The organism is Cellulomonas sp. P5_E12, from assembly GCF_054049315.1.
This window is the reverse complement of sequence record NZ_JBFUMP010000013.1, coordinates 56,789-74,573: the sequence shown is the minus strand read 5'-3', so window position 1 is coordinate 74,573 and position 17,785 is coordinate 56,789. Positions and strand designations below refer to the sequence as shown.

Below are 17,785 nucleotides of genomic sequence, written 5' to 3'. Positions count from 1 at the left end.
TCAGATCTCCTCGAGCTTGCGGGTGCGGCGGAAACCGAAGTAGGCGATGAGTCCGACCACGATGAAGATGAGGATCGACAAGGCGCTCGCTAGGCCGTACTGCTTGCTGCCGCTCTCGAAGGCCACCGAGTAGACCATCGAGATGAGGATGTCGGTGTGGCCCATCACCACCGGTGTGCCGACGAAGTTGGGTCCGCCGCCGGTCAGCATGTAGATGAGCGTGAAGTTGTTGAAGTTGAACGCGAACGACGAGATGAGCAGCGGGGCCACCGACACCATGAGCAGGGGGAGCGTCATGGCACGGAAGATCCGCCACGTCCCGGCCCCGTCGATCCGTGCCGCCTCGATGGTCTCTGCCGGGATCGACTGGAGCGCGCCGGTGCACACGAGGAACATGTACGGGAAGCCCAGCCAGAGGTTGACCCCCAGGATCGACAGCTTCGCCAGCCACGGGTTGGTCAGCCAGGGGACGGTAGCGCCGCCGAGCAGGACCTCGTTGATGAATCCGAACCTCTCGTTGAGCATGCCGCGCCAGACGAGTGCGGAGAGGAAGCCCGGGAACGCGTACGGCAGGATCAGCAGCGAGCGGTAGACCTTGCGGCCACGGATCCGTGGGTCGTTGAACACGATCGCGAGGAACAGCCCGAGGGCGAACGTCGTGACCACGGAGAGCGTCGCGAAGACGAACGTCCAGGCCGTGATCTGCAGGAACGGCCCCGTCAGCCGGGAGTCGGTGAAGACCCGCGTGAAGTTGTCGAAGCCGACGCCGACCCGCCAGCCCGGAGTGAGGGCATCGCCGTCCTCGGACACGAAGTTGCCCGTGCTCGATGGAGTGAACGTCTCCCCCGTCGCCGTGTCGGTGAACGTGTCGGTGGCCGCGTCGTACACGAGCGTCGACTGGTAGACGTAGCCGGTCGAGCCGTCTTGCGTACGGACCGAGCCGTCCGACGGGTCGTCGGAGAACGGGACTCGCAGCACGGTGATCGCGTCCTGCTGCTCCGCGATCTGGGCGAACCCCAGCACCTCCCAGCCCGGGACGGCCGTGACGCGCTCGTCCTCCACGGTGGCGTCGTCGACGGGAGCGAAGGGCTCCTCCGCCGTGCCGACCTCCACCTCGCCGTCCTGGACCACGGCGAACCCGAGCTCGCCGTCACTCTGCACGACGGTCAGCGGGAGCGTCGGCGAGCCCTCGACGCGGGTCTCGTTCTGGATCGAGATCTGTTCGATCGCGTCGGGCTTCGTGGAGTTGTGCCCGTCGCCGTAGTTCGTGAACGCCACGTAGCCCGTGTACGCCATGACGAACAGCTGGTAGACGAGGAGGAAGAGCAGACCGGGGATCAGGTACTTGCCCGGCACCGCACGGCGCGAGAAGTAGACCCAGTTCACCGCCACGAGCGCCAGCACGAGGAACGCGAGGATGCCCCACGACTCCACGGCCAGGGCCGCGAGGATCCCGTAGACGCCCAGGGCGTCGACGAGGGCCACGAGGATCAGCTTGACGACGAAGCCGGGCGAGAACCGCCGGGCGTGGGAGCCGTCCCCGCGCGAGCGGCGCGGTGGGGCGGCACCGGGCTCTTCCGGGGGCGCCGGGGGCGCCACGGTCTGCTGGTCGGTCATGCGGGCCCTCCGAGGACGCGGGTGAGTGCTAGGGGGATCGCCGGATCGGCGCGGCGTGGGCGAAGGCCGTCCTGCCGGTGACGCTACGCCGCCCGCCACGACGCGGCGCGGCGCGGGCGAAGGACGTCCCGCCGGGGCAGCACCGCGCCGCCCGGCGGGACGTCCTCGACCGTCAGAGCTTGTCGACGGCGTCCTGGATGTTGGTCGTCATCGTGTTCCACGCTGCGACCGGCTCGGCCTGTCCGCTGATGATCTGGTACTCCGTGGCGCCCCAGAAGCCCCACACCGCGCTCATCGCGGGGATGGCCGGCATGGGGGCGCCGGTGGCGCCCGCCTCGCCGAAGCCCTTGAGGATCCCGTTGTCGACCTTCGCGGCGGACGCCGAGTTGGCCGGCATGCGGCCACCCTCTGCGTACAGCGCGTCCTGAGCGGCCTCGGTCGACAGGAAGTTGACGACGAGCTCGTTGGCGAGCACGGGGTTCTTCGACTTGGCCGAGACGAAGGCACCCTGGACGCCGACGAAGGGCTGCGCCGGCTGGCCACCCGCGCTCGGGACGGGGAGCACGGAGATGTCCATGCCCGCCTCCTCGAACGCCGAGGTGTTCCACGGGCCGGTCACGATGTACGGCGCCTTGCCGTCGAGGAACGCCTGCTTGGCGATGTCCGCGGTGATGTTCACGTCGAGGACCTTCTCCTGGCCCAGCTTCGCGAGGTACGTGGCGAACGCGTCGCCGGCCGGGCCGCCGAGCGCGAGGGTGTCGGTGTAGGAGCCGTCCGCAGACTGCTCGAACACCGGGGCACCGAACGAGGTCTGCAGCGGGTACAGGTGGTACGCGTCGCCCTCAGGGCCCTGCTGGATCAGCACGGAGAACTCGGTGCCAGCCGACTTGGCCTGGGCGACCAGCTCGTCGAACGTCGTCGCGGGGGTGTCCTTCAGGAGCGCGTTGTTGCGGACGAGCGCGATGTTCTCGATGGAGATCGGCGTCCCGTAGGTCTTGCCGTCGTAGGTGACGCCGGCGATCGCCGACTCCGAGAAGTCGTCTGCCTTGTCGCCGAGCTCGACGGGGGCCACCACGCCGTTGTTGACCCACTCGCCCAAGCCGTCGTGCGCCGAGATGATGACGTCGGGGCCCTCGCCGGTCGGGACCTGCGCGACGAAGTCCTTGCCGATGTCGCCCGACGCCTTCTGAACCAGATCGACCTTGACGCCGGTCTCCTCTGTGAAGGTCGCGACGACCGGCTTCATCTCATTGATGCGGGTGTCGTCCACCCACATCGTGAGGGTGCCGGTGGTCGAGGCGCTCTCGCTCGGTGCGGCCGACGAGTCGTCGCCGCTGTCTCCAGAACCCGAGCACGCGGTGAGCGTCAGCGCGAGGCCGAGCGTCGCCGCGAGGACAGGGATGCTCCGTCGCATCGTCATCTCCAAAAAAGTGTCTGTGGGTGCGCCAGCTGACGGCGATTCCCACCGACGCTGGCCTGATACCGCCGAAGTTAGCCTCGTTGCCACAGCGCTTGCAAGTCGTTACGGTAACTTTCAGGCAACGGTTCCAGCGGCTGCGCGACATGCACCCGTGACGACCTCAATGAACGCTACGGACGAGGAGGTCCGGTGTCCCCTACGCTGCCGCCTGTGCGCACCCGACTGACGGACCTGGCCGAGCAGGCCGGCGTCAGCACGGCCACGGTGTCTCGGGTTCTCAACGGCAAGCACGGCGTGTCGGCCCAGGCGCGTCAGGCCGTGCTGGCGGCCCTCGACGTGCTCGGGTACGAGCGACCCGAGAAGCTGCGCACCCGTTCCGCCGGCCTGGTCGGCCTCGTGGTGCCCGAGCTGTCGAACCCGGTCTTCCCGGCGTTCGCCCAGGTCATCGAGACGATGCTCACCGAGCGGGGCTTCACGCCGCTGCTGTGCACGCAGTCCCCCGGTGGCACCACCGAGGACCAGTACGTCGAGATGCTGCTCGAGCACGCGGTCGACGGGATCGTGTTCGTGTCCGGGCTGCACGCCGACACGACCGCGAGCAAGGAGCGCTACCACCGCCTCCGCAGCCGCGGGATGCCGATCGTCCTGGTCAACGGGTACGCCGAGGGCGTCGACGCCCCGTCGGTCTCGACCGACGACTCCGCGGCGCTCGACCTCGCCTTCCGGCACCTGGTCTCGCTCGGGCATCGCTCGATCGGCCTAGCCATCGGGCCCGAGCGCTTCGTCCCCGCCGCACGCAAACGGGTGGAGTTCGCGATCAACCTGGAGCGCCACCTCGGCGTGACGGACGCCGAAGGCCACGTGGTCACCACGCTGTTCACCGTCGAGGGCGGCCAGGCGGCCGCGCTCGAGCTCCTCGACAGCGGCCACACCGCGATCATCTGCGGGTCGGACCTCATGGCCCTCGGAGCCATCCGCGCGGCCCGGTCCCGCGGGCTGTCGGTGCCGGGCGACCTGTCGGTGGTCGGCTTCGACGACTCGCCGCTGATCGCGTTCACCGACCCGCCGCTCACCACGGTGCGTCAGCCCGTGCTCTCGATGGGCCACGCGGCGGTGTCCGCGCTGGTCGGCGAGATCAACGGGACGCCCGCGTCCCGCACCGAGCTGAAGTTCCACCCCGAGCTCATCGTGCGCGGCTCCACCGGTGCCGCCCCCGCGCTGACCTCGGTCGCTGTGACCACACAGGCTCCCGCCGTACTCTGACCGGACTCCGCCGGGCCCGCACAGGGCCGGCACCCGTCTGGCAACGGCGCCTCCCCCCTTCTGAGACACCCCGAAGTGAGGCATGCCCGCATGACGACGACCGACACCCGACCCCTGCGCACCCTGGTGCACACCGCCGGATCGCCCGACGGCGAGTGGTGGCGGGATGCCGTGATCTACCAGGTGTACCCGCGCTCGTTCGCGGACGCGTCCGGCGACGGGATCGGCGACCTGCCCGGCGTGGCCTCCCGCCTGGAGCACCTCGCGGAGCTCGGCGTCGACGCCGTGTGGCTCTCGCCGTTCTACCGCTCGCCGCAGGCCGACGCCGGCTACGACGTGGCGGACTACCGCGACGTCGACCCCTTGTTCGGCACGCTCGCGGACTTCGACGCGATGCTCGAGAAGGCCCACCGCCTCGGCCTGCGCGTGATCGTCGACCTGGTGCCCAACCACACCTCCGACGAGCACGTGTGGTTCCAGGCCGCGCTGGCCGCGGGACCCGGGTCGTCCGAGCGGGCCCGCTACCTGTTCCGCGACGGCCGCGGCGTGGACGGCACCGAGCCCCCCAACAACTGGCAGTCGATATTCGGCGGGCCGGCCTGGACCCGGACGACGAACGCCGACGGGACGCCGGGCGAGTGGTACCTGCACCTGTTCGACTCCCGGCAGCCCGACCTCGACTGGGAGCACCCCGAGGTACGCGCCGAGTTCGAGGACGTCCTGCGGTTCTGGCTCGACCGCGGGGTCGACGGTTTCCGCATCGACGTCGCGCACGGCATGGTCAAGGCGCCCGGCCTTCCCGACTGGGACGGGCACGTGTCGATGATCGAAGGCTCCGATGACGTCGAGCCGACCGACACGGTCTCGGGCGCCGGCAACCAGGGGCCGATGTTCGACCAGGACGGCGTGCACGACATCTACCGCGCCTGGAACCGGGTGCTCGCGGAGTACGACGGCGACCGCGCGCTCGTCGCCGAGGCCTGGGTGGAGCCCCTGTCGCGGCTGACCCGGTACATCCGGCCCGACGAGATGCAGCAGGCCTTCAACTTCGCGTTCCTGGCGACCCACTGGGACGCCGCGGCGCTCCGCACGGTTGTCGAGGCCTCCTACCGCGCCGCGGACGTCGTCGGCGCGCCCACCACGTGGGTGCTGTCCAACCACGACGTCGTCCGGCACCCGTCCCGCCTGGGCCTGGCCGAGCCCGGCTCTCGGCCGAACGGCATCGGGCACGGCGACGAGCAGCCCGACGAGGCCCTCGGCCTGCGCCGCGCCCGGTGCGCGTCGTTGCTCATGCTCGGTCTGCCCGGCTCCGCGTACCTGTACCAGGGCGAGGAGCTCGGCCTGCCCGACCACACCGCGCTCGACGACGACCTGCGCCAGGACCCCGCGTTCTTCCGGACCGGTGGCGCCGAGCGCGGCCGCGACGGCTGCCGGGTTCCCCTGCCGTGGTCGTCCGACGAGGCCGGGTTCGGCTTCTCCCCTACCGGCGTGACCTGGCTCCCGCAGCCCGCGGCCTGGGCGTCCTACGCCCTGGACGCGCAGCGCGGCGTCGCCGGGTCGACGTACGAGACCTACCGTGCGGCGCTCCGGCTGCGCCGGGAGTCGGCTCTGGGGTCCGGCGGCATGGACTGGCTGCACGGGCTGGGTGACGACGTCATCGCGTTCGTGAACCGCGACGTGCTCGTCGTCGCCAATCTGGGCTCCCACCCCGTCGCCCTCCCCGCCGGCGCCGAGGTGCTGCTCGCGTCGATCGACCCCGCGGTCGGGGCCGACGGCGCGGCACTGGTGCCCTCGGACGCCACCGTCTGGGCCCGCTACACGGCCTGACCTGCGGAACGGCCCCGCTGCGGCGGGGCCGTTCCTGTCTCACGAGCGGTGCGCGACGTCCCAGGCCTGGGCGGTGCGCGGCGGGACCGTGACCGTGAGGCGTCCGTCCTCGACCGACGACGCCACGCAGTCGCCCGTCGACAGCACGTCGCAGTAGTCGCCGTCCGGCAGGCTCGTGGCCAGCGACGTGCGCAGCTCGTCGTCGCCCGCGTTGACCACGACGAAGCCTCGCTCGCCGCGGCCCAGCGCGACCGCGTCGCCCTCGGACCAGGCGTCGACCCGCGGGGCGTCGCCGACGACGTTGCGCCACCCGACCATGCCCTCGATCGCGGGCCAGCGGTGCTGGCAGACCCAGTCGCCGTCCGACAGGTCGGCGTCCGGGCCGGGGCCGTCGCCGCACGCCGCGTCGAGCACGCGCCCGTCGGCGTCCTGCGGCGCGCCGGCGTCGCGGTCGGAGAAGGCGTAGCCCGTGTAGACGGCCGGCGTGCCGTAGGTGCTCGCGAGCATGAGCACGTTGGCCAGCGCGTACTCGGCTCCGTCGGCGTAGCTGAGCGTCGAGCCGTTGCGCTCCGTGTCGTGGTTGTCGACGAAGATCACCGCGTCGTCGGAGGGCAGGTAGCTCGACGTGGTGCCCAGGTCGAGCGCGAGACCGGGCGACCCGGCGAGCACCCCCTGCACGTCCTTGCCCCACGCGAACTCGTAGACCTGCCCGTTGCCGGTGTACTGCTCGGGCGTCACCGGCTCGCCGCTGCCGCGGATGACCTCCTGCGCGATGCCGGTGCCCTCCGGGAGCTCGGCCACCAACGCGGCGATGTCGGCCGGCGGCATGTGCTTGGCCGCGTCGATGCGGAAGCCGTCGACACCGAGCGAGAGGAGGTCCTGCAGGTAGGCGACGACCGTCGAGCGCACGTGGTCGGTCTCGGTGGCCAGGTCGGCGAGGTTGACCAGCTCGCACGTCTGCACCTGCGCGGCGTTCTTGTAGTCGACGATGTCGTCGTTGGTCGTCAGGCCGCAGTGGTGGAAGTCGGCGTCGGTGTAGATCCCCGGGTAGTCGTAGTGCGTGTACGACGAGCCCGCCCAGCCGATGCCGGGCGCGTCCTGGCCGGTCATGTGGTTGACCACCGCGTCGGCCCAGACGTCGACGCCCGCGTCATGGCACGTCTGCACCATCGCGGCGTACTGCTCGCGGGTGCCCAGCCGCGACTCCACCCGGTAGCTCACCGGCTGGTACGCGGTCCACCACTGCTCGCCCAGGATGTGCTCCTGCGGCGGGCTGGTGAGCACCCACGCGTAGCCGGCCGGGCCGAGGTGGTCGGTGCACTCGGTCGCGATCGCGTCCCAGGTCCACTGGAACATCTCGACGCCGACGTCGTGGCCGCCGCCGTCCGGCGGAGTGGACGACGGCTCGGGCGCGCCGCTGCACGCCGCGAGGAGCAGGAGGGCGCCGACCAGGGCGGTCGCGCGGGCCGTCAGGTGCGTCATCGTCACCACCGGATGAGGCTGCAAACCTTGCAGCAACTTTCAGGACGCCACACCCTAGAACGTGACGGCGGTTCCCACCAGCACGGTGATTCCTGGTGTGCCGTCGCGCCCGGCACCACCACGCCGCTCCTAGGGTGGTCGCCGTGCCTCGCGTCCTCGTCAACGGTCCCGCCTCCTGGAACACCCTCGTGCGACTCCCCGCCCTCCCCGAGCCGCGCTCGCAGACGCTCTTCGCGAGCGGCCACCGCGACGGCCTCGGCGGGACGTCGGCCGGCAAGGCGCTCACGCTGGCCGCGCTCGGCGTCGACGTCACGCTGAGGACCGCGCTCGGCGACGACCGGGAGGGAGGGCTGGTGCGCGCGGCGCTCGCACACCCGCGCATCTCGGTGGTCGCCCAGCCCGTCGAGACGACCGAGCGGCACGTCAACCTCATGGCCGACGACGGCTCGCGGGTGTCGATCTACCTCGAGCTCCCGGACCCGGCGCGGGGACCCGTGCCGTCGTTCGACGGGATCGACGTCGCCGTCCTCGACCTCGCCGACCACAGTCGCCCGCTCCTGGCCGCCGCCCGGGCCGCCGGCGTCCCCGTGTGGTGCGACGTCCACGACGACGACGGCGTCGCCGACTTTCAGCGCGACTTCGTCGCGGCCGCGGACGTGCTGCTGGTCAGCGCGGCGAGGCTGGCCGACCCCCGCGCCTACCTCGCCGACGCGGTCGCCCGCGGGTGCCGGCTCGCGGTGTGCACGGACGGTGCCGCCGGTGCCCTCGCGCTCGACGCCGACGGCTGGATCGAGGTGCCGGCCGCGTCCGTCACCGACGTCGTCGACACCAACGGCGCCGGCGACGCGTTCCTCGCGGGACTGCTCAGCGGCGTGCTCGACGGGCTTCCGGTCGAGGGGGCGCTCGCGCGCGCGTCCGCCGCCGGCGCGCTCGCCGTCACGACCCGCGACCTGGGGGCGCCGTCCGCTTCGCCCGCGGTCCTCGACCGGGTCGGGGTGGCCGTCCGGCGCGTCTGAGGCGTCAGCCGCCCGAGACGCTCAGCTCGGCCTCGTGCAGGGCCTTGGCGAACTCCTCGGAGAGCTCGCGCGAGTCCAGCCAGCCGTACGGCAGCAGCGGGCGCTTGGGCGAGCCGGCGCGACCGCGCTGCCCCTCGGCACCGGCGCCCGGGTAGCCCTGCTCGAGGTCGAGGCGCGCGAGTCGCTCGTCGAGCTCGGCCATCGTCGACACGAGCCCGAGGGCGGCACGGGTCTCCCCACCGACGACGTAGCCCTTGAAGTACCAGGCCATGTGCTTGCGCATCTCGCGCAGCGCCTTGCCCTCGTCACCGAAGTGCTCGACCATCAGCTCGGCGTGCCGCCGGACGATCGTCGCGACGTACCCCAGACCGGGCGTGATGCGCTCGTCGGACCCGGCGAACGCGGCGGCGAGGTCGGCGAACAGCCACGGGCGGCCCTGGCAGCCGCGGCCGACGACCACCCCGTCGCAGCCGGTCTGCTCGACCATCTCCAGGGCGTCCTCGGCGGACCAGATGTCGCCGTTGCCGAGGACCGGGATGTCGGTGACCGTCTGCTTGAGCTGCGCGATCGCGTCCCAGTCGGCCGTGCCGGAGTAGTAGTCGGCGGCGGTGCGGGCGTGCAGCGCGACGGCGGCGACGCCGACCTCCTGCGCGACCAGTCCGGCCTCGAGGTACGTGAGATGGTCGTCGTCGATGCCCTTACGCATCTTCACGGTGACCGGGACGCCGTACGGGCTCGCCGCGTCGACCGCGGCCGTGACGATGTTGCGGAACAGGTCCCGCTTCCAGGGCAGCACCGCTCCCCCGCCGCGGCGCGTGACCTTGGGCACCGGGCAGCCGAAGTTGAGGTCGACGTGGTCGGCGCGGTCCTCGCTCGCGATGAGCTTCACGGCGGCACCGACCGTCGCGGGGTCGACGCCGTAGACCTGGACGGACCGCGGACGCTCGTCGGGCTCGTGCGAGATGATCCGCATCGACTCCTCCCCGCGCTCGACCAGGGCGCGGGACGTGACCATCTCGGCGACGTAGAGCCCGGCGCCGGACTCGCGGCACAGGCGGCGGAACGCGGCGTTGGTGACCCCCGCCATGGGCGCCAGGACCACGGGGGTGTCGATGGTCAGGGGCCCGATGCGCAACGGCGGGAGCACGGCGCCGGAGCGCGCCGGAACCGCAGGAGTCGTCAGGGTCATGCGCCCATTGTCCCTCACGGCCCGATCAGCCCAGCAACCAGCCGTTCTCCTGCGCCAGCCGGGCGGCCTCGGCGCGCGTGCGCCCCCCGGTCTTGCCCATCGCCGCCGACAGGTAGTTGCGCACCGTCCCCTCGGACAAGAACGTCTCCCGGGCGATGTCGGCCACGGTCCCCCCGGTCGCCGCGACGACGAGCACGGCGCGCTCGCGCTCGGTCAGCGGGTTGGCGCCGACCGTCAGCGACTCCACGGCGAGGTCCGGGTCGATCACGCGCAGGCCGCGGTGCACACGGCGGACGGCGTCGGCCAGCTGCTCCGCCGGGGTGTCCTTGACGACGAACCCGCTGGCCCCGGCGTCGAGCGCGTGCCGGACGTAGCCGGGGCGGCCGAACGTCGTGACGATGAGCGAGCGGCACGCCGGGTACCGCGCCTTGAGCTCCGCCGCGGCGGCGATCCCGTCCAGGCCCGGCATCTCGACGTCGAGCAGCGCGACGTCGGCGGCGTTCTGCCGGGCGGCGTCGAGCACCTCGTCGCCCCGGCCCACCTGGGCGACCACCGTGAGGTCCGACTCGAGATCGAGCAGCGCCGCGAGGGCTCCGCGGACGAGGGCCTGGTCGTCGGCCAGGAGCAGGCGGATCATCGAGCGCCGTTCTTCGTCGTGACCAGGAGCTGGTAGCCGCCCAGCGGGCTCGCGGAGACCTCGACGTGTGCCCCGACCTGCCTCGCGCGCTCCGAGAGCCCGCGCAGCCCGTTGCCGGGCACCACCTCGGTGTTCGCGGGCCCGTACCCGTCGTCGTCGACGACGAGGGTGTCCGACGTCATCGTCACGCGCACCCGCGACGCGGCCGCATGCCGCAGCACGTTCGTCGTCCCCTCGCGCAGCGCCCAGGCGAACAGCTCGCGCAGGTCGTCGGGCACCTGGTCGACGGTGCCGGGCACGTCCGCCTCGACCCCCGCCGAGTCGAACGCCTGCCGCGCGCCGGCCAGCTCGCCGGCCAGCGTGACCGCGCGGGTGGCCGAGACCATGCCGCGCACGTCCGCGAGCGCCGCCCGCGCCAGGCCCTGAACCTCGGCGATCTCCGCTCTCGCGCGCTCGACGTCGACGTCGAACATCTTGCCGGCGAGCTCGGCCTTGACCGCGATCACGGTGAGGCTGTGCCCGAGGATGTCGTGCATGTCGCGCGCGATGCGCTCCCGCTCCCGCTCCACCGCGAGCACGGCGACCTCGTCCTGCGCGAGCGCCAGCTGCCGGTTGCGCTGGACCAGCTGCGTGAAGCCGTAGACGGCGACAGAGGCCAGGATCACCGAGATGACCAGGTCGTCGATGGTGTCCCAGCCGGGCACGATCCGGGGGACGACCAGGATGACGACGGTCGAGAACACGGCGACGAGCAGCGCGCGCGGGTCGCGCAGCAGGAAGATCGCGGACACGCAGACGAAGACGAGGCCGACCAGGCCCTGCTCGTCGGCGGCCATGCAGGCGATCGCGACCAGGACCACCTGCTGGAGGAGCACGAACCAGGAGCGCGGGTCGGGCAGCCGGCTGCCGTGCGGCCCGGCCCGGGTGAGGACCACCCACGCGAAGCTCACGGCGAGCCCAGCGATCGCACAGAGCGACAGCGTCCGCTCGACACCGTGCGGGGCGTCCCATGCGGCCTGCCACGGCTGGAGCAGGAAGATTCCCCAGACGATGCCCATCGTCGGTCCGACGACCCGCATGACCTTGCGGGTGCGCGGCCGGGCGATCCCGTCGGCCTCCGAGGCGTACGCGAGTCGGCCGCCCCAGCTGGGCCACTCGTTCTCGGGCGGCGACGCGCCGACCCCGGGCACGGACGTGCCGTCACCCGGCTGCGCGCGACGCCTCACAGCGCTCACGCTAGCCGGGTGACGGTCACCGGGATCCGTCGGCGTGCGGGTCACACCCGCGCCGTGTCGCGGCGGAACCGCCACGCTGCGCCGCCGACGAAGACGGCCGCCCAACCGACGACGTTGATGACGGCCCAGACGCTCGGGGTCTCGCCCGTGAGCGGCGCGCGCACCAGCTCGGCCAGACCGTACGTCGGGACGACCTTGGCGATGTCCGCGAAGAGCCCGTCGCCCAGCGGGACGAACAAGCCGCCCGCGAACGCCAGCAGCGCGAGCACGGGGCCGAGGATCTGCATGACGTTCTCGGCCGGCAGCAGGTAGCCCATGAACAGGCCGAAGGCGGCGAACACGGCCGACCCGACCCACGCGATCGCGAGGGACTCGATCAGGACGCCGGCGTCGCCCGTCGCGCCGCTGGCCAGCCCGACGGCCGCGACGACGACGACCGCGGCGAGTCCCAGCACCATGGCGACAGCCACCTTGGTGAACACGTACGTGGCCGGCCGCAGCGGCGTGAGCCGCAGCTGGCGCGTCCACCCCTGCGAGCGCTCGACCGACACGCTCGCGCCCCCGCTGGTCGTGGCCAGCATCGCGCCGTACAGCGCCATCGACACCATGATCCAGGCCGTGACGTTCCCGTTGCCCACCGACTGCGTCTTGTAGGCGTCGGCGGTGCCGAAGATGAGGAAGAACACCGGCGGCATGATCAGCGTGAAGATCACCGTGCGGCGGTTGCGCACCAGGCGGCGCAGCTCGATGGACAGGAACGGGCCGTTGACCAGCCCCGTGCGGGGCGTCCGGTCCTGAGACTTGACGGCCGTGACCGTCGCGGCGGCGGCGCTCATGCTGCACTCCCCTTGTTGTCTCCGGTCAGGGCGAGGAACGCGTCCTCGAGCCCGCGGGCGGTGATCTCGACGTCGCTCGCCGCGGTGGCGGTGAGCAGGTGGCGTGCGACTCCGTCGGAGTCCGACGTGTGCACGAGGACGCGGTCGCGGCGCAGCTCGACGGACTGCACGCCGGGGATCCCCTGCAGCGCGGCGCGCTCGGCGGCCGTCATCTCCGGCAGGTTGGCGGTGACCAGCCGGCCCGAGGCCATGTTCTTGACCTGCGCGGCGGACCCGTCGGCGACGATCCGGCCGTGGCTGACCAGCACGATCCGGTCGGCGTAGGCGTCGGCCTCCTCGAGGTAGTGCGTCGCGAACAGGATCGTCCGGCCGCGCGAGGCGTCGGTACGCAGCGCGGTCCAGAAGTCGCGCCGCCCTTCGACGTCCATGCCGGTCGTCGGCTCGTCGAGGACCAGGACGTCCGGGTCGGGCAGCAGCGCGAGCGCGAACCGGAGCCGCTGCTGCTGGCCCCCGGAGCACTTGCCCACCTTGCGGTCGGCGATGTCCGCGATGCCGGCCCGCCCCAGCACCTCGCTCGCGGACCGCGACGACCGGAAGAACGACGCCGTGAGCTCGACCGTCTCGCCCACCGTGAGGTCCTTGAGGAGGCCGCCGGTCTGCATGACGGCCGAGACCCGGCCCTCGGCGATCGCGCGGCTGGGGTCGAGCCCGAGCACCGACACCGAACCCTGGTCGGGCTGGGCCAGGCCGAGCAGCATGTCGATCGTGGTCGTCTTGCCGGCGCCGTTGGGGCCGAGGAAGGCGACGACCTCACCCGGCGTGACCGCCAGGTCGATCCCATCGACGGCACGCACGGTGCCGAAGGACTTGTGCAGACCGCGCAGCTCGATCGCCAGCGGTCCCGAGCCGGCCGGGGCCGGGGTGGGAAGGGTGTCGGTGAAGGTCATGGATCGATCCTGACCGGCGGCCGCGAGCCGCTCCCCCGTCGCACGTCACGAGCCGGGCATGACGGATGTCATGCCGAGACGACGACGCCCGCCCCGCGAACGGGACGGGCGTCGTGGATCGCGTGAGGTCAGGCGCCGACGAGGTGCTGCGCCAGGTAGCCGGTGACCTTGTCGAGGGCCACACGCTCCTGCGTCATGTCGTCGCGGTGCCGGATGGTCACGGCCTGGTCGTCGAGCGTGTCGAAGTCGACCGTGATGCAGAACGGCGTGCCGATCTCGTCCTGGCGGCGGTAGCGACGGCCGATCGCGCCGGCGTCGTCGAACTCGACGTTCCAGTTCTTGCGGAGCTCGGCGGACAGGTCGCGGGCCTTGGGCGAGAGCGACTCGTTGCGGGACAGCGGCAGGACCGCTGCCTTGACGGGGGCCAGTCGCGGGTCGAGCTTGAGCACCGTGCGGGTGTCGACGCCGCCCTTGGTGTTGGGGGCCTCGTCCTCGGTGTAGGACTCGACGAGGAACGCCATGAGGCTCCGCGTCAGACCGGCTGCGGGCTCGATGACGTACGGCACGTAGCGGGTGCCCGTCGCCTGGTCGAAGTACGAGAGGTCCTGGCCGGAGTGCTCGGTGTGCGTCTTGAGGTCGAAGTCCGTGCGGTTCGCGATGCCCTCGAGCTCGCCCCACTCGCTGCCCTGGAAGCCGAAGCGGTACTCGATGTCGACGGTCCGCTTCGAGTAGTGCGACAGCTTCTCCTGCGGGTGCTCGAAGTGGCGCAGGTTGTTGCGGTCGATGCCGAGGTCGACGTACCAGTCGGTGCGCTGGTCGATCCAGTACTGGTGCCACGTCTCGTCGGTGCCGGGCTCGACGAAGAACTCCATCTCCATCTGCTCGAACTCGCGCGTGCGGAAGATGAAGTTGCCCGGCGTGATCTCGTTGCGGAACGACTTGCCGATCTGGCCGATGCCGAACGGCGGCTTCTTGCGGCTCGTCGTCGACACGTTGGCGAAGTTCACGAAGATGCCCTGGGCCGTCTCGGGCCGCAGGTAGTGCAGGCCGGACTCGTCCTCGACCGGGCCGAGGTAGGTCTTGAGCATCATGTTGAAGTCGCGGGGCTCGGTCCACTGGCCGCGGGTGCCGCAGTTGGGGCACGCGATGTCGGCCAGGCCGTTCTCGGGCGCGCGACCCTTCTTCTCCTCGAACTCCTCCAGCATGTGGTCCTCGCGGAACCGCTTGTGGCAGTTCAGGCACTCCGTCAGCGGGTCCGTGAAGACGCCGACGTGGCCGGACGCGACCCAGACCTGGCGGGGCAGGATGACCGAGGAGTCCAGGCCGACGATGTCGTCGCGGCTGGTCACCATCGTCCGCCACCACTGGCGCTTGATGTTCTCCTTGAGCTCGACGCCCAGGGGTCCGTAGTCCCATGCGGACCGGGTACCGCCGTAGATCTCACCGCTCGGGAAGACGAACCCGCGCCGCTTGGCGAGGGAGACGACGGAATCCAGGCGGGAGGGTGCAGCCACGATCGATCACTCCAGGGTGGTGGCGCCCGCGGCTGGGTGTCGCGGGCGGGTGGACCGCGACGACGATCGTCGCGGTGGGGCACAAGGCGCTGCCCAGGCTACCCGTCGGCGGCCGGGACCGTTTTGACAACGGTTCTCGCCCAACTGAGAATGATCGTCATGTCCATCATTCCGCGGCGCCGACGGCGACTGCTGGCGCCGCTGGCGCTCGTCCCGCTGCTGCTGGCCGGCTGCGCGGACGATCCCGGCGTCGCCCAGGGCACCGTCGACGTGATGGCGTCGTTCTACCCGCTGCAGTTCATCACCGAGCAGGTGGGTGGCGACCGGGTGACCGTGCGGTCGCTGACACCCCCCGGCGCCGAGCCGCACGATGTCGAGCTGTCCCCCGCGCAGGTCTCGCGCATCGACCGGGCCGATCTCGTCGTCTACCTGTCGGGATTCCAGGCCGCCGTCGACGACGCCRTCGCCCAGACCTCCCCCGCGCACGTGGTCGACGCCGCGAACGACACGACGCTGATGACGCCGGCCGAGGAGCGCGGTCACGAGGACCACGACCACGGCGCCCTCGACCCGCACTTCTGGCTCGACCCCAGCAGGCTGCCGTCGGTCGTCGACGATGTCGCGTCGGAGCTCAGCGCGATCGACCCAGAGGGCGCGGACACCTACACCGCGAACGCCGCAGCGCTGAACCAGAAGCTCGAGGACCTCGACGCGGCCTACGACACGGGCCTGACCACGTGCGAGACGCGCACCTTCGTCACCGCGCACCAGGCGTTCGGCTACCTCGCGCACCGGTACGACCTCGAGCAGGTCGGCATCTCCGGCGTCGATCCCGAGGCCGAGCCGTCCCCTGCGCGCCTCGCCGCGGTCGAGAAGATCGTGCGCGACCAGGACGTCAGCACGATCTTCTTCGAGAGCCTGGTGAGCCCGAAGGTCTCGGAGACGCTGGCGCACGACCTGGGCATCGAGAGCGCGGTCCTGGACCCCATCGAGGGGCTCGCGGACCCCGCCGACGACTACTTCTCCATCGCCGAGCGCAACCTCGACGCCCTCCGCATGGCATTGTCCTGCTCGTGAGCACCCCCGTGATCGAGGCGACCGGCCTCGGCGTGACCCTGGGCGGTCAGCCGATCCTCGACGGCATCGACCTCGCGGTCCCCACGGGCGAGGTGCTGGCCCTGCTCGGGGCCAACGGGTCGGGCAAGTCGACGCTCGTGCGCACCCTGCTCGGCGTCATCCCCCGCACCGCGGGAAGCGTGCGGCTGTTCGGCACGGATCTCGGACCCACCGCACCCTGGGACCGCATCGGCTATGTGCCGCAGCGGCTCCCCGCCGCCGCGGGCGTCCCCGCCACCGCCTACGAGGTGGTGACCTCCGGGTTGCTGCACGGCCGGTCCCTGCGGCCCCCGCGCGGGCACCGTGGCCGCGCCCTCGCCGCGCTCGCCGACGTCGGGCTGGGCGACCGGGCGCACCAGCGGGTGCAGGAGATGTCCGGCGGTCAGCAGCAGCGCGTGCTCATCGCCAGGGCGCTCGTCCGCGACCCCGACCTGCTCGTGCTGGACGAGCCGACGTCGGGCATCGACATCCCCACGCAGGCGACGTTCGTGGACACCATCAGCCGCCTGCACGACGCCGGCACCACGGTCGTGGTGATCCTGCACGAGCTGGGTCCGTTCGCGCCGCTCATCGGCCGCGCGATCGTGCTGCGGCACGGCCGCGTCGCGCACGACGGCGCCCCGCCCCGCGCCCGCGGCGAGCACGCCGGGGAGTGGCACGACCACACGCACGCGCACCCCGACCCCGAGCCGCCGCGCTCCGGGCCGTCCCTGTCGGTGGAGGTGAACCCGTGACCGCGTGGGACCAGGTGGTCGAGCTGCTCAGCTCGCCGCTCATGCAGCGGGCGCTCATCGCCGCCATCCTCGTCGGGGCCTGCGCACCCGTCGTCGGCACCTTCCTCGTGCAGCGCCGGATGGCCCTCATGGGCGACGGCATCGGGCACGTCGCCCTCACCGGTGTGGCGCTCGGCTGGCTCGTCGGCAGCTGGGCCGGGCTGGTGCCGCAGGACGCGCTCGCCGTGCCCGGCGCCGTCATCGCCGCCATCGTCGGCTCCGTCATCATCGAGCTCGTGCGCGAGCGTGGGCGCACCAGCGGCGACCTGGCCCTCGCGCTCATGTTCTACGGCGGCATCGCCGGCGGCGTGCTGCTCATCAAGGTGGCCGGCGGCACCAACGCCAACCTCATCAGCTACCTGTTCGGCTCCATCTCGACCGTCTCGACCACCGACCTGTGGTGGACCGCCGGGCTCGCCGCGCTGGTGCTCAGCGTCGGCATCGGCCTGCGGACCGCCCTCTTCGCCGTCAGCCACGACGAGGAGTTCGCGCGGGCCAGCGGGTTGCCCGTGCGCTTCCTCTCGATGATCGTCGCGGTCATCGCCGCCCTGACGGTGACGATCGCGATGCGCGTCGTCGGCCTGCTGCTGGTCAGCGCGCTGATGATCGTGCCCGTGGCGATCGCCCAGCTGTTCGCTCGCTCGTTCGGCCGGACCATGACGCTGGCCAGCATCATCGGCGTCGTCGTCAGCGTGGTCGGCCTGGTGCTCACGTACTGGCAGGACATCCCGCCCGGCGCCACCATCGTGGTGCTCGCGATCCTGGTCTACGCCGTCGCGGCGAGCCTGCGGCCGCTCTTCTCACGCCCGCAGCCCCCGAGCGACCCGCACCCGGACATGGTCGACGACGTGCTGCTGGTGGACGACGTGCACGACGACCTTGAGGTTAGGCCTACCTCACCAACGTCGTAGAA

At 71.7% G+C, this 17,785-nt stretch carries 15 protein-coding genes; 6 read left to right on the top strand and 9 right to left on the bottom strand.

Going from position 1 to position 17,785, the window contains the following annotated elements; translation table 11 throughout:
• Complete coding sequence (locus tag ACXJKA_RS12385) at positions 1 to 1,617, bottom strand: ABC transporter permease subunit (RefSeq protein WP_456825507.1); 1,617 nt, start codon at positions 1,615 to 1,617, stop codon at positions 1 to 3.
• Between the two features lie 172 nt (positions 1,618 to 1,789).
• On the bottom strand, positions 1,790 to 3,037 hold the full coding sequence (locus ACXJKA_RS12380; protein ID WP_456825506.1) for a sugar ABC transporter substrate-binding protein: 1,248 nt from the start codon (positions 3,035 to 3,037) through the stop codon (positions 1,790 to 1,792).
• A gap of 189 nt (positions 3,038 to 3,226) precedes the next feature.
• On the opposite strand from ACXJKA_RS12380, the gene ACXJKA_RS12375 reads away from it, so the two are divergent.
• Positions 3,227 to 4,300, top strand: a complete 1,074-nt coding sequence (locus ACXJKA_RS12375; protein ID WP_456825505.1) for a LacI family DNA-binding transcriptional regulator — start codon at positions 3,227 to 3,229, stop codon at positions 4,298 to 4,300.
• Between the two features lie 90 nt (positions 4,301 to 4,390).
• Positions 4,391 to 6,127 carry a glycoside hydrolase family 13 protein gene (locus tag ACXJKA_RS12370; protein WP_456825504.1) on the top strand — a complete coding sequence of 579 codons (1,737 nt, stop codon included), beginning with the start codon at positions 4,391 to 4,393 and terminating at the stop codon, positions 6,125 to 6,127.
• 39 nt (positions 6,128 to 6,166) lie between these two features.
• Here the strand turns inward: ACXJKA_RS12370 and ACXJKA_RS12365 are convergent, their stop codons facing one another.
• Complete coding sequence (locus ACXJKA_RS12365; RefSeq protein WP_456825503.1) at positions 6,167 to 7,609, bottom strand: alpha-amylase; 1,443 nt, start codon at positions 7,607 to 7,609, stop codon at positions 6,167 to 6,169.
• Between the two features lie 143 nt (positions 7,610 to 7,752).
• Here ACXJKA_RS12365 and ACXJKA_RS12360 point away from each other — a divergent pair, with 143 nt between their 5' ends.
• Entirely contained in the window at positions 7,753 to 8,625 is an 873-nt protein-coding gene (locus ACXJKA_RS12360) for a carbohydrate kinase family protein (RefSeq protein WP_456825502.1), read from the top strand.
• A gap of 4 nt (positions 8,626 to 8,629) precedes the next feature.
• On the opposite strand, the gene dusB is transcribed toward ACXJKA_RS12360, so the two are convergent.
• The 6 genes from dusB to ACXJKA_RS12330 all read right to left on the bottom strand — a co-directional run bounded on the left by dusB (position 8,630) and on the right by ACXJKA_RS12330 (position 14,983).
• On the bottom strand, positions 8,630 to 9,814 hold the full coding sequence (dusB, locus tag ACXJKA_RS12355) for a tRNA dihydrouridine synthase DusB (protein WP_456825501.1): 1,185 nt from the start codon (positions 9,812 to 9,814) through the stop codon (positions 8,630 to 8,632).
• Positions 9,815 to 9,839: 25 nt separating this feature from the next.
• Positions 9,840 to 10,451 (bottom strand): response regulator, encoded by a 612-nt coding sequence (locus tag ACXJKA_RS12350; protein ID WP_456825500.1) that lies wholly within the window; start codon positions 10,449 to 10,451, stop codon positions 9,840 to 9,842.
• Positions 10,448 to 11,677 (bottom strand): sensor histidine kinase, encoded by a 1,230-nt coding sequence (locus ACXJKA_RS12345; RefSeq protein WP_456825499.1) that lies wholly within the window; start codon positions 11,675 to 11,677, stop codon positions 10,448 to 10,450. Before ACXJKA_RS12345 ends, ACXJKA_RS12350 begins: the two co-directional genes overlap by 4 nt.
• A 50-nt stretch (positions 11,678 to 11,727) precedes the next feature.
• Positions 11,728 to 12,522: an ABC transporter permease gene (locus ACXJKA_RS12340; protein WP_456825498.1), complete on the bottom strand. Its 795-nt coding sequence runs from the start codon at positions 12,520 to 12,522 to the stop codon at positions 11,728 to 11,730.
• A complete protein-coding gene (locus tag ACXJKA_RS12335) occupies positions 12,519 to 13,469 on the bottom strand; it encodes an ABC transporter ATP-binding protein (protein ID WP_456825497.1) in 951 nt (316 codons plus the stop codon). The genes ACXJKA_RS12340 and ACXJKA_RS12335 overlap by 4 nt, the downstream gene beginning before the upstream one ends.
• Positions 13,470 to 13,597: 128 nt before the next feature.
• Positions 13,598 to 14,983 (bottom strand): glycine--tRNA ligase, encoded by a 1,386-nt coding sequence (locus ACXJKA_RS12330; RefSeq protein WP_456825496.1) that lies wholly within the window; start codon positions 14,981 to 14,983, stop codon positions 13,598 to 13,600.
• Between the two features lie 159 nt (positions 14,984 to 15,142).
• Here ACXJKA_RS12330 and ACXJKA_RS12325 point away from each other — a divergent pair, with 159 nt between their 5' ends.
• Genes ACXJKA_RS12325 through ACXJKA_RS12315 form a run of 3 tightly spaced genes read left to right on the top strand, consistent with a single transcriptional unit; the run spans position 15,143 to position 17,783 of the window.
• Entirely contained in the window at positions 15,143 to 16,060 is a 918-nt protein-coding gene (locus tag ACXJKA_RS12325; protein WP_456825495.1) for a metal ABC transporter substrate-binding protein, read from the top strand.
• Positions 16,057 to 16,833: a metal ABC transporter ATP-binding protein gene (locus tag ACXJKA_RS12320; protein ID WP_456825494.1), complete on the top strand. Its 777-nt coding sequence runs from the start codon at positions 16,057 to 16,059 to the stop codon at positions 16,831 to 16,833. The genes ACXJKA_RS12325 and ACXJKA_RS12320 overlap by 4 nt, the downstream gene beginning before the upstream one ends.
• A 41-nt stretch (positions 16,834 to 16,874) precedes the next feature.
• Positions 16,875 to 17,783, top strand: coding sequence for a metal ABC transporter permease (locus ACXJKA_RS12315; RefSeq protein ID WP_456825540.1), 909 nt, complete (start codon positions 16,875 to 16,877; stop codon positions 17,781 to 17,783).
• Positions 17,784 to 17,785 lie beyond the last annotated feature (2 nt).